This is a genomic window from uncultured Cohaesibacter sp., assembly GCF_963556055.3.
Lineage (GTDB): Bacteria > Pseudomonadota > Alphaproteobacteria > Rhizobiales > Cohaesibacteraceae > Cohaesibacter.
The window spans coordinates 1-11,738 of record NZ_CAUVYE020000016.1 but is presented as its reverse complement, the minus strand read 5'-3'; the positions used below and the strand labels follow the sequence as shown (position 1 = coordinate 11,738).

At 51.8% G+C, this 11,738-nt stretch carries 14 protein-coding genes; 9 read left to right on the top strand and 5 right to left on the bottom strand.

Features of this window, described 5'->3' with window-relative positions:
• Positions 1 to 639: methyltransferase domain-containing protein (locus ACHZB8_RS13415; protein ID WP_316861056.1), on the top strand; the 639-nt coding region annotated here is incomplete at its 5' end.
• Positions 640 to 1,022: 383 nt separating this feature from the next.
• Here the strand turns inward: ACHZB8_RS13415 and ACHZB8_RS13410 are convergent.
• The 3 genes from ACHZB8_RS13410 to ACHZB8_RS13400 all read right to left on the bottom strand — a co-directional run bounded on the left by ACHZB8_RS13410 (position 1,023) and on the right by ACHZB8_RS13400 (position 3,884).
• On the bottom strand, positions 1,023 to 1,160 hold the full coding sequence (locus ACHZB8_RS13410) for a hypothetical protein (protein WP_316861055.1): 138 nt from the start codon (positions 1,158 to 1,160) through the stop codon (positions 1,023 to 1,025).
• 926 nt (positions 1,161 to 2,086) lie between these two features.
• Complete coding sequence (locus tag ACHZB8_RS13405) at positions 2,087 to 2,722, bottom strand: hypothetical protein (protein WP_316861054.1); 636 nt, start codon at positions 2,720 to 2,722, stop codon at positions 2,087 to 2,089.
• 184 nt (positions 2,723 to 2,906) lie between these two features.
• A complete protein-coding gene (locus tag ACHZB8_RS13400) occupies positions 2,907 to 3,884 on the bottom strand; it encodes a WYL domain-containing protein (RefSeq protein ID WP_316861053.1) in 978 nt (325 codons plus the stop codon).
• A 151-nt stretch (positions 3,885 to 4,035) separates the two neighbouring features.
• Between ACHZB8_RS13400 and ACHZB8_RS13395 the strand changes: the two genes are divergently transcribed.
• The 3 genes from ACHZB8_RS13395 to ACHZB8_RS13385 all read left to right on the top strand — a co-directional run bounded on the left by ACHZB8_RS13395 (position 4,036) and on the right by ACHZB8_RS13385 (position 5,295).
• Positions 4,036 to 4,368 carry a hypothetical protein gene (locus ACHZB8_RS13395; RefSeq protein ID WP_316861052.1) on the top strand — a complete coding sequence of 111 codons (333 nt, stop codon included), beginning with the start codon at positions 4,036 to 4,038 and terminating at the stop codon, positions 4,366 to 4,368.
• 174 nt (positions 4,369 to 4,542) lie between these two features.
• Positions 4,543 to 5,013, top strand: coding sequence for a hypothetical protein (locus ACHZB8_RS13390; protein WP_316861051.1), 471 nt, complete (start codon positions 4,543 to 4,545; stop codon positions 5,011 to 5,013).
• 6 nt (positions 5,014 to 5,019) lie between these two features.
• On the top strand, positions 5,020 to 5,295 hold the full coding sequence (locus ACHZB8_RS13385; RefSeq protein WP_316861050.1) for a hypothetical protein: 276 nt from the start codon (positions 5,020 to 5,022) through the stop codon (positions 5,293 to 5,295).
• Between the two features lie 1,003 nt (positions 5,296 to 6,298).
• Here the strand turns inward: ACHZB8_RS13385 and ACHZB8_RS13380 are convergent.
• Both ACHZB8_RS13380 and ACHZB8_RS13375 read right to left on the bottom strand, forming a co-directional pair.
• A complete protein-coding gene (locus ACHZB8_RS13380) occupies positions 6,299 to 7,081 on the bottom strand; it encodes a carbonic anhydrase (RefSeq protein ID WP_316861049.1) in 783 nt (260 codons plus the stop codon).
• A 219-nt stretch (positions 7,082 to 7,300) separates the two neighbouring features.
• On the bottom strand, positions 7,301 to 8,113 hold the full coding sequence (locus ACHZB8_RS13375; protein WP_316861047.1) for a DUF362 domain-containing protein: 813 nt from the start codon (positions 8,111 to 8,113) through the stop codon (positions 7,301 to 7,303).
• A gap of 228 nt (positions 8,114 to 8,341) precedes the next feature.
• Here ACHZB8_RS13375 and ACHZB8_RS13370 point away from each other — a divergent pair, with 228 nt between their 5' ends.
• From ACHZB8_RS13370 to ACHZB8_RS13350, 5 genes are all read left to right on the top strand, one after another.
• A complete protein-coding gene (locus ACHZB8_RS13370; RefSeq protein WP_316861046.1) occupies positions 8,342 to 9,097 on the top strand; it encodes an SDR family NAD(P)-dependent oxidoreductase in 756 nt (251 codons plus the stop codon).
• A 54-nt stretch (positions 9,098 to 9,151) separates the two neighbouring features.
• Positions 9,152 to 9,517 (top strand): cyclophilin-like fold protein, encoded by a 366-nt coding sequence (locus ACHZB8_RS13365; protein WP_316861045.1) that lies wholly within the window; start codon positions 9,152 to 9,154, stop codon positions 9,515 to 9,517.
• A 12-nt stretch (positions 9,518 to 9,529) separates the two neighbouring features.
• The gene (locus ACHZB8_RS13360) at positions 9,530 to 10,063 is read left to right on the top strand and encodes a flavodoxin family protein (RefSeq protein ID WP_316861044.1); all 534 of its coding nucleotides are present in this window, start codon (positions 9,530 to 9,532) and stop codon (positions 10,061 to 10,063) included.
• A 237-nt stretch (positions 10,064 to 10,300) separates the two neighbouring features.
• The gene (locus tag ACHZB8_RS13355) at positions 10,301 to 10,765 is read left to right on the top strand and encodes a 2Fe-2S iron-sulfur cluster-binding protein (RefSeq protein WP_316861043.1); all 465 of its coding nucleotides are present in this window, start codon (positions 10,301 to 10,303) and stop codon (positions 10,763 to 10,765) included.
• Positions 10,766 to 10,768: 3 nt separating this feature from the next.
• Positions 10,769 to 11,738, top strand: a 970-nt coding sequence (locus ACHZB8_RS13350) for a molybdopterin cofactor-binding domain-containing protein (protein ID WP_316861042.1), incomplete at its 3' end; no start/stop codon positions are given.

Here is an 11,738-nt window from a genome sequence, read left to right as displayed (position 1 = left end):
GAATTTTTTGATGCCTACGCAGAAGACTTTGAACGGAGTCTGGTTGAAGACCTGGGATATGAAAATCCCAAGTTGCTTTTTGACTGCTTCTCCCTGACCGACTCGCTTGCCGGCCTGCACTTCAGGCATGGCGTGGATCTGGGCTGCGGAACGGGACTGGGCGGCCAGGCTTTCAAAGACCGGATCAACATTCTGGAAGGGGTCGATCTTTCTCCGGCCATGCTCAGACAGGCGGCCACCAAAGGCTGTTATCACAGTCTGCGCCAGGATTCCATTGACCACTTCCTGCACTCCACCACCGAAGAATTCGATTTTTTCATCGCCACAGATGTGTTCATTTATGTGGGGGCTCTGGAATCCATCTTTACTCTGGCCCATGCGCATGCACGGGCAGGAGCCCTGTTCTGTTTTTCCACGGAGGTTCTCAGTGACGCGGGCTACCGTCTGCAGCCCTCGGGACGGTTTGCCTACTCTTCAAGTTATATTCATCAGCTTGCCGATACCACTGGCTGGAAGATCCTCGCGGAGCAGCCCACTCGCCTGCGGCGTGAGCGTGACGGCTGGATCAGTGGGGAGCTCTGGGTGATGCAATGGCAGGAGCAGCTTGCTCTTGATGGGGAAGCCTTGCCAGAGTTGTAAATTTCTGACATAAGCAAACTGTAGCAAAAACAGGTGACAGAGTCGTTCCCTCTGAAGTGAGCAAAACTCTTAGTATAAGGGAAGTGGGGCAATATAGGGCCCCTGGCCGGTTCTGCACTCCTGCTCTACCTTGGCGGTAAGCGGCAGCAGGGGAAGGGATGTGTAGCGGTGGTCAAAGTAGACCAATTCCACGGTTTCCCGAATCTGCTCAAATGCGCAGCGGTACTTCTTCCGTCCCTTCTTGGCGTCTGAAGGAGCACCTTTTCCACCGCTCTAAGTGGTGTGACGTCTCCCTGTTCTCGTAAGCTCAACCGCAGTTGCAAAGAGTTCTATTACCAGACTACAAATGCTGGGCTCTAGATTGCGTGCCGTTGGTTGCAGTCTTAGCTTTCGGACGGCCCCTGCGCTTGGTCGGTTGTTTTGCACTCCATTGTTTTCTGCTCTTCCCGCAGCGTACCCAACTCACCTGTCAGATCCATCTTGGTGTCAGAATCAGGCTGCTCTGCACCAGCCAAGCTCATGGAGCCGCTCCAGGTTGCTGCTGCATCTTCCGCACAGGCCTGATCACGCGATCTGTCGCCACAGGCTCTCCCAGCAGACCCTGGTTAACGCCTGATCCCGATCGATAGAGTTTTGTAACTCCACGCTCATCACCTGAGGCGAGAGGGAGCTTATTGCTGGTTTGCAACCTCTGAGGCGTTTTTGGTGGAAGAACCAGGCTGAGCAGGGACTTGTTGCACCACTTCAGAGGACTGGTCAAACAGAGCCAGATCATCTAGAGGTGGAGCCATTTTTTGCACGGGACAGTGGTTTTTCAGGAGCTTTAGGGGGGGCGGAAGCCGCAGAAATAGTTGCCACTGGGGGCAGCTTTTTAGCCTTGAGATAGAGAAATCCGGATTCGACTTTGCAAGGGTATAGGAGAGAACGATGCTGGTTTTTGTATTCCGGGCCAGCTCAGCATCGAGCTTCCCTGCTGGGGAATAAAGATTGGCTTACCGTACCGTTGTATGGCTTCTGCTCTTGACTCCGAGAAAATTATGCTTCCCCGGTAGAAAAGGAGCATAACGCCTTGCAAGCCGGTTTTTGACAAAGGAACACTCTATGGCTGCGAGTGTGGCCTGTCCAAAACCCATGGAGACATCTTTCAGGGTGTAGAGAGAGCCTCCTTTGCCATCGTTCCCTTTGCTGAGGATGAGGTTTTTGGTCTGCTGATTGGCCTGGAGGCTACTCCCCCAGACCATACCGGCAAAGCCATTAACCTCTGTCCCCGCAGCAATTCCCTGCTGGGGAGTGGAGTGCTCAACCACCAGAAGCAGGCTGGCAACGATGGGGAAAAGAATTTCATGAGGCATAGAGCACTAAACGTTCAGGAGAACGGGCGAGAGTATTAACGCTTTCTGCTTTGGCAGCAGGTGTCACCACCATGACGATACGCTCCGTTGCTGTTTTAGTCAGCTCTGGGATAGTTGCTTTGCACCCAATCGCGAATATCAGTCTTGAGGATCGATTCTGGATCTTCTTCTTCACTCATCAATTCAAACCAGCATTCCAGAGCAATGTTGAGCTCCGGGGCATAGCAGGGGTGATCTTCGGCTAAAGGATCCTCGTCATCGTCTTCTTCTTCGCAGCTCCCATGGGATTGACAACAGCAGGAGACCGCCTCCTCTGCAAAGGGAGTAATGCCCTGATCTTTTTCAATTTTTGGCAGATCACTTTCCAAGGCGTAGATGCGCAAGGGATTCAGCCCCACCATACTGGTATCGCCCCATTCTTCGCCCGCTGCATTGGAAATCAGAATCTGTTTTCCTTTCGGCGTCAGGCAGGCGTATTCCGAGGCGACCTGGATTCGATCCGTGCGACCGATAATCATTTCCACCATCTTCATCGGCAGCTGAATAACGATGGTTTCGTGGAGCTTTGGCTGGGGCGTTTTCTTTTTCTTCAGCTTCTGGACGATGACGTTCTCAAACTCATACCACAGGGTAAGAGTGCCCTCCGCGGCCAAGGCAAGTATTTGATCAGGCGTTTTCTGCCATCTTCTGCTCAGTGCATCCAGCGTCACTCGTTTATTGTCTTTGGCCATGTGTCAGATTCCTTGGAAAAGGGATTATTGTCTGTCTTTAGGAGTATTCACCGGCTAGCCGGGATTAGGATAAATTATAACACTAGCAAGGCTTGTGGCTGAAAGCCAACAAAAATTGTGGTTCCGCAAAAAAGCTCAGAGAGCGACCTGCTGAGATAAACTCTGCATCAGTGTGCACCTGCCGTCACCAGTGCAGCTCATATGTCTGGTACAGAGCCAGAATGTCTGTCTTGAGTTCAGAGATGAGCTCATTCGGGGCCAGCACTTTTGCCTCCGAACCCCAGGAGAGAATCCAGCGTTTCAGCTCCAGGAGGTGGTTGACCCGCATGGTGAGAATTAGGCTGGCGTCTTGTTGCTCATCGATGCGTTGCGAAGGATGCCATGTCCTCTCGCGAATATAGGGAGCCGCATTCACGTTGAAATGGATGCGAACCTCGGTCGCGCCTTCCCCCCAGTGAATGCCGAAATGACTGGAAAAAAGGGTCTGAAAATCAAAAGTATCAGGACGCGTAAACTGTATCTCCGTTGCCTGCGCTGAGCGAATCCGCGCAAGGCTGAAGGTCCGCAGCGCACCGCGCAGGTGGCAAAAGCCAAGCACATACCAGTCCCCCTCATAGCGAACGCAGTGGTAGGGATCAAGCGCGCGTCTTTCGGGGAGGGCGCCTGGGCTCTGGTAGACAATCTCCACCTGGGTTGCGCTGCGCAGTGCCGAAAAGATCAGCTCCAGCACCTCGGGAACAATCACGGTTGAAGAGGGGGGAATCACGGTGAAGAGGGATTGATCTGAGCTTGAAGAAAGCGATATTTTATCGGGCAGGTTCTGCTCAATTTTAGTGAACACCGAACGCAGGCTGTCGTACACCGGTGTCCCTTCGTATTGAACCAGGAGCTTGTCTGCCAGAAAAAGGGCAAAGAGGTCCCGTTCGCGCATCTGCAAAGCAGGTAACTGGTACTGCTCTTCCGTGTAATAAAAGCCACGTTTGTTGGCCGAGTAGGCAAGTGGCGCATCGAGTTCGAAACGGAGATAATCAAGATCACGGCGAATGGTGCGCGGGTTGACCTCCCACTCTGCTGCAAGACTTGCACAGTTGGGAAAACGTTTGTCGCGGATCTGCCGGTCAATGAAGAGCAGACGGGCATGTTGCAGTTTGTTCTTGGGCATGATGGCTGGGTTTTTCAGATTAAACGTGTTGTGCAGCTCGGACTTTTCATCGCTTCAGCTGTTGCAGGAGAGTACCCTTGCAGCTTTTTTTCAAAATGAGACAAAATGGTTATGAGAAATTCGGGCTAGGGGCGAATAAGGATCAAGTTAAGTGGTAGGTGGAGAAAAAATAAAGAAAAAAATTTGGTGGGACATTCCCTGTCCTACTACCTGGGGTAGGGTGAAGCCAGCAACAAACATGGATTCAGAAATCAATCTCATCCACCGGAGGCTTCACATGATTCATTTTCTTGCCTATCTCATTGTCTACGTCTTGCTTTGTCTTGCCATTGATCTGTTGCGGGAGTTATTTGATCCTCATGGTATGAACCGCAGCTATGGCGCTATCAGACGTCGGCCTTGGAACGATACGGCTTTTGACTGCAGGTCACTGGTCTTTACTGTTGAACAACCCGCAAAGCGTGGCAATCGGGCCCGTGCCTGACCCAGATTGTAACTTGCTCGCTTTGTCAAAAGAGCATGCGCTGTATGCAGGCATTACGGGGTCAGGAATCTACATAGAATCGACCTGGTATGCTCTACATGGTGTAAGCTGACTGGGGAACTTTTGAATTTCCCCTGGGGAATCTCTTTTTCTAACGCGGGAGAGTGGCGTGGTATGAATATTTTTGTACTGGATCTCGATATTGACCTCTGCGCCCGCTCTCACTGCGATCAGCATGTGGTCAAGATGATTCTTGAGAGCGCGCAGATTGCCTGCACTGCGCTTAATCTCAAAGGGTTCGCCACTCCCTATAAATCAACCCACGTCAAACATCCCTGTATCCTCTGGGCTGGGGCGTCCTATGATAATTTTCTCTGGCTGATCCGCTTGGCCAGGGCATTAAACCGTGAATACCGCTACCGCTACGAGAAGACAAAGGATCATAACTCCATTGCTGTGCTCGACCAGATTGAGTCCATTGGCTTTGAATCCCTGGGATTGACAGAGTTTCCCCAAGCCATGCCTGAACAATACAGAGTTGTCGGTGATCCTGTTGCGGCCTATCGCAATTTTTACAGGGGCGATAAACGTCAATTTGCCCGCTGGACAAAAAGAGAGCCCCCAGCCTGGTTTCTGGATGAGTGAGTTATTATGAAAATGTCTCCTTTTGTTCGCTTGAAACTGGGCTTACCTTTCGTGGTGGTTCTTGGGGCACTCTTTTCAGTTTTTGTTTTTCCCAAAATGCAAACCTTTATAACTCGTGTCCGTCCAGAAATGAGGATTTTTGTTCAAGTTCAGGTAAGCGCAGACTCCGAAAAGACCGTTTCTGGATGGACGCTAACTAAAGCAGTCGCTCTCATCCCTGGTGTGCTGGCGGTGATGCTCTTGTTTTGGTTTCCTGCCACTTGGGGGGACTGTCCCCGTTAGGATGAAACGTAATATTTCACTCGGGCAGGAAATCTGAAAAAATCTCTGGGCAGCCTGGAAACGCATACCCCATTGATGGTACACTTCCCCCTGAATGAGAAGAGCAGCTCCATCTTGCTGGTCTTTTTGGGGATAATTGTCGTTTTTGGGGGAAAATGAATGAAGAAGTTGTTGTTGGTTCACTCCACTCTTGTGTGTATTTTTATCGGAGCTCTGGCGGCAAGCCAGGTCTTTGCCCGATCGGATTGCGAGTGTTACAGGATGGGGAAAAGCTTTGGTGCCAGTAAACAAAAGCACCAGCAGTACACCAAGTACGATGTGCCCTCAGGATGCGGTGGCTATATCGGCTATGGCCAGGCAGATCCATGGGCGGGGGGCTTTTACGATGGCAGGAACGGAAGAAGTCAATACAATGACAAACACCGCTGGTGCGGAAGACCTAAGTCCAGTCATTCCAATTCTGGGGGCGGCTTTCTCGACAGTAAGGAAGATCGCAGATTTCTTGACGACATGACAAGACGTCATGGGAATTCCGGTTCAGGGAACCATAATTCGCGCCCGCGTTCGCGTTCTGACTATCGCTGGGTGGTGGCTCAACACTATGCGCAGCCAGGAGCCTATAGGCTTCCCAATGGTCGTTGTCCTCGCGGATCCTGGGATGAAAAAGGGTTCTGTGTTCGCGGTTGTGAGCGAGGCTTTCACAGCTACACCACCAGACATTCCGCTTTTTGTGTCAAATGTCCGGGGGGCACGGAAAAGATCTCACTTGACCACCGGGGCGTACCAATTTGCGGAATTCGCTGAGGTGACAACTTTTGTTGAGTGCAGAGAAGACCTGAAAGAAGGCAAGAGCTAGCTTGCCTTCTTTTCTTTCAATCCTGACTCCGTGAGCATTCGTCAGTGTGTCAGGTGAAACTGAACAATACATGAGTTTGTTTAATAAACTTAGTCTTATTAAAAAGATGCGTTGTTCAGTGCCCACCCGCCGTCACGGATCCGGGTATTACTTTGCCATCGCTTCCATGGCTCGTTGATCGTTCTTCTCAACCTTGGCGAGAATATCCATGGTTTTTTCCTCGGGCAGCCACTTGATATGACCGTTTGAGACATCGTACACCGCACCGACAACTTTGGCTTTACCCGTCTTGACGAGTTCCCGGGAGACAGGGCTTGTCATAAAGAGATCCTCAATGCCCTGCCAGACATTCTCTTCAATGGCATAGGGAACCACCTCAGCTCCATGGCTGTTGGGATTGCCTGCAATTGCCTTTTTCACAGCCGGAATAATGTTGTCAACCAACGGTGGAATGTTGCGCTCCAGGGGATGCCCGTGTCCTTGCACAGCATTGGTCACCGCGGTGACCGCACCGCACTGCGTATGGCCCAGGACAACAAACACTGGGGTGTGTACGTGCGCCAAACCATATTCAACAGATCCCACCTCATCAACATCCAATACATTGCCGGCAACACGAATAACAAAGATATCCATCACCCCGGCGTCAAAGAGAATCTCAACCGGGACCCTGGAGTCAGAGCAGGTGATGACGGTTGCATAGGCGTGGTCTCCCTGATCTTCCTGGCCTGCAAGTTTGAGGCGGGCCGCATCCGTATGCGGAGAGGTCGAATGGCCGCTGACAAAACGTTCATTGCCAGCCTTGAGCATGGCTATGGCTTCATCAGGGCTTGGTTTAGCCACCTTGGTTGCACTGGCAAGAGCCACACCCGATGTGAACATACATACACAACTCAGAGCTACGATTGATTTGACAAGACTTTTTTTCAATGTCCTTCCTCCTTGAGTAATGCCTGAATGCGTGATTCAGGTGATGGGTTCAACGGCACGACACTGTCTACAAACCAACAGACTGCAACAAGGGCTATTATTGGAACAGTTTACCCTGGAGTTGTGAGTAACACTAAATTGTTTTTTCTTTTTTCAACAACTAACCGGGGTTCTTAGTCTGGTGAGAGCTTTTTTATTGAGCTGATTTTCCCACCAAAATTACACCTGCACCACGGCAAAAGAAGTGGCGTTCCCTCTGATTCCATTATTTAGGCGAATATGGCCAATCTGTTGCCAATCTTTTTTCAAAAGCTGTGTCCCGTGACTGTCAATGGCCACTGGATCCGTTGAGGCCGTGAGTAATCCCACGGGAGGATCGCAGTGTCTGCCCCAGAGATGGGACTCCGGCATGCCGATGGAGCAGTCCATCAGGGTGCAATCTGGTGTGCGATAGCGGTTGAGTTCGGCCACGGCCAGATCAATATCGGCATGCATTGCCGACTTCCCCCAACCGCTGCCCTGTTGGTAATGGGATGGGGGGAGCACCCCCATCATATTCTTCATGGTGAGCGTTACTCCGGCCAGGGTGTGAGCCTTGAGCACGGGTACGGAGAGCAAGAACACCTCATCTAAGAGGGCTGGATAATAGAGTTCGGGTAACCGTGTGCAGTCCGGGCAGACTTTGCGAGCCAGTGGTTCCGTGTTCAGGTCGAGCAGGGGAATTCTGTGCCGGGCGGCCATTGTGGTGTAGCCCAAGGTGTCAAAGCAGTGCATTGTGTCGTAGGTGGTGGATCCCGTACCTTCACCTATGGAGAGTGTGCATTCGGGGACCAGGTGCTGCAGTGAGAGCACAATGGCTTCGACCAGACCGACCGGGGTGGTGACCGGAGGCGGATCGGTGTTAACAAGATTTGGTTTGATCAGAATGTGGCTGAAACCCCCAACCAGCGACTGGATTTTGAGGGCCTGCAACAAACACTCAACCCCGGAGGCAAGGTCGTGAGACGAGGTGGTAAAGACTGTGGATTGCATCAAAACGGTACTCTTTTTTTAGGGGAGAATTAACCTGATTCAGGGGATTAGGCAAGAGATAGGGAGTATCAGGTATTCTCTAGGTGTTGAGAGCAGGGTATTTTTAGAAGAATCTTGATGGCATCGTAAAAAGTCAAAAAACAAAATCTGGGCTCAATAAATTCAGTATGTTACGAAGATCGGAACGTCGATATCGGGGCTTTTTACGAGAACGACAATCTTGAATTTTTGATTTTTCTTCCATTCCCGCCTTCATGGATTCAGGGATTGGAAAGTACAACGGGAAAAGTATCCATGAAACGAACGATTTTGGTGACCGGGGCAAATCGAGGTATAGGGTTGGCCACAGCAGCATTGCTTGGTGAGCATGGGCATCGGGTTGTGCTTGGGGCTCGTGACCTCCAGGCAGGAGAAGAGGCCGCGAACAGTCTATGCCAAAAGGGTTTTGATGTTTTTGCGCTCCCCATTGATCTGGCAGACATGGCTCAGCTTAACCAGAGTCTCAACCAGCTGGAAAACCAGGGGGTGCATGTTGATGTCCTGATCAACAATGCTGGTGTGCTGGATGAAGTCCCGTTGCTGCAATTGACGCAGAATCAAATAGAGGCTGCAATCGCCACGCACCTGACTGGCCCTCTTCATCTTATCCAAGCCCTGGCCCCAGCCATGATTGCGCGGGGATATGGCCGCATAGTCAATCTCTCTTCGAACTGGGGTTCCTTTGCAGAAGGCATGGGCGGGCCGGGGCTCTATGGTGTGAGTAAGGCCGCGTTGAACGCGCTGACCGTGCGTCTTGCCAAGGAACTTCCAAGCACCGTCAAGGTCAACGCCATGTGCCCAGGCTGGGTACGAACGCGGATGAGCAATTTTCACGGGACTCTTTTACCGGAGAAGGCGGCAGAGACAGCCTTCTGGTTGGCCACCCTGCCTGAAGACGGTCCCACCGGGGGATTCTTTAGAAATCGACGTCCTCTTCAATGGTGAATTTTTTCTCAAACAAAGTAACAAAATTACAAAACACTCTTATTGGATTTATTCATGCAATCGACTGAAATTACCTTAACTGTTGGCCAAACCCGTATTCCTGCCGTACTCAACGGAAGCCGGGCGGCCCAAGATCTCATCAGCATGCTCCCGTACACGGTGCAGCTCCATAAGTATGTCCACGATTACTGTGGCGTCATGGCAAGAGCTTTAGACTATGCCCCGGAAGACCTGGGCAATGGCTGGAAAAACGGTGATATATCCTTTGCCGCAGATGGGAACTATTTTGCCATTCTCTACAAGGATGAAGAGCTCTCCGCTCAGTACGGAAACCTGGTCAATTTGGGGAAAATTACAGTAGACCCAGCTGTTATGGATACCCTTGATGATGCGATCTCGGTGCGTGTCGAACTGAAATAAAAAAGGATAAAAATGAACAAAAATATACTCATTCTCTCGGCAAGTCCCAGGAAAGGGGGGAACTCCGATTTGCTCTGTGATGCGTTCTTGCGCGGCGCCACCGAGGTGGGGCATACGGTGGAAAAGATTCGCCTGGCGGAGAAAGTTATTAATTACTGTACCGGTTGCTGCAGCTGCATCGGGAATCCTGGCGCCTGTGTGCAGGCTGATGATATGAACGGGATTTTGAGGAAGATGCGGGCAGCTGACATCCTGGTCTTTGCCACGCCGGTCTACTTTCGAGCTATGAACGGCCAAATGAAAACCTTTATAGATCGGACCTGCCCGATCTACACCATGCTGGGCAATAAAGAGGTCTATTTTATCATTGCTGCTGCCGGTGGATCGCTCCCCGTGGAAAGTACGGTTGACAGTTTTCGAACTTTTACCGGTTGCCTGAGCAATATCAAAGAAAAGGGTGTGATTTCCGTGACCGGCCTCTGGGAGCCCGGTGTGGAGGGAACCCGTGTCATGGATGAGGCGTATACTGCGGGTAAAGACGCCTGACCCTATTCAAAAGTTCCTTGAGTAATGCGCTGTTTTTTGTTTCGCTATTAGGTGTTAATTCAATCAAATTGAGCTGTTTTTCTCTCAAAGAGGAATGCAGCAGTTTGTCGTTCTCGTAAAAAGCCTCGAGAAAGACGTTCCTGGCTTCGTAACCTGCTGATTTCACAGAGGGTGATTTTCAGCAATTCGACTTTTTACGAGGTTGTCCGGTTTGACTAATCAACACAAGGAGACTCCATGTTTTCCCTGACCGTAAACGGCGAAAGGCGAGAGGTTGAGGCAGCCCCTGACACCCCGTTGCTGTGGGTACTTCGCGATACCCTTGGCATTACCAGCGTCAAGTACACCTGCGGTGTTGGCGAGTGCGGCATGTGCACGGTACTCATGAATGGCAATGCCCAACGTTCCTGTGTCATCACTCTTGAGGAAGCCGCCGGAAGTACGATCACGACCATTGAAGGATTACCTGAAGAGCATCCCATCAAGCAGGCCTGGATCGAGCAACAGGTCCCCCAATGTGGCTATTGCCAGCCCGGTATCATGCTCCAGGCCGTTGATTTTCTCACGAGAGTTCCCAAGCCAACGGAGAGTCAAATTGACCAGGCCATGGATGATGTCCTCTGCCGTTGTGGCTCGCATGCGCGGATGAAGGTGGCGATCAAGCAGGCTGCCGACACGCTTAACGGAAAGCAGGGAGGCTGAGCCATGAAAATCGATATGACCCGCCGCTCCTTCCTCAAGAAAACCAGTCTGGTTATCGCTGCCACCGCTGTAGGAGATTCGACAGAGCTTACCAACCTCTCCCATGCTGCTCAGGCAGCGCCCCCCAATTTCAGGCCACACGCCTTTGTCGAGATCGCCCCTGACGATACCATCACCATCTGGGTCGGACAAACCAACCTGGGGCAGGGGACGCATACTGGTCTGGCCATGGTCATCACCGACGAGTTTGACGGTGCCTGGGATAAGGTTGAAGTGAAAATGGCCCTGGCTGGGGAACCGTTCAAAGATCCTCTCTGGCACGCGCAACTCACCGGTGGTTCCAGCAGTTTTCGCAATCGCTGGGATCTTCTCCGCAGTACCGGGGCCGCCGCCCGTCTGATGCTGCGTGAGGCCGCGGCCACTGGTTGGAACATCCCTCCTGAGCAGTGCACCACCAAAGAAAGCCGGGTGCTGCATCCCGACGGTACAAGCCTGGGGTATGGGGAACTGGTCGCCTCCGCGGCAAAACTCCCGGTCCCAGAAAATCCCCCCCTGAAAAAAGGAGAGGAGTACACAATTATCGGTACCTCCAGACCCCGCTTTGACATACCCGATAAAGTCCAGGGCAAAACCGTGTACGGTATGGATTTCACCCTGCCCGATATCTGCGTTGCCATGATTGCCAGGGCGCCGCGCTACGGGGCAAAACTGGAGTCCTACGATATAGAGGCCGCCAGGCAAGTAAGCGGCGTCATTAAGGTGATGCCGCTAGGGAACCGCATCGCCGTCTGTGCGGAAAATACCTATGCAGCCATGCAGGGACGGGAGGCGCTTGGGGCACAGTGGTCGGCAGGATCGCATCCTGATTTGAACGATGCCTGGATTGAAGCGCAGCTGACAAAAAATCTGGATGAACCAGGCGTTGAGGCCAAAAACAGTGGGGATGCTAGTCAGGCGATTGCTGGAGCTGCGC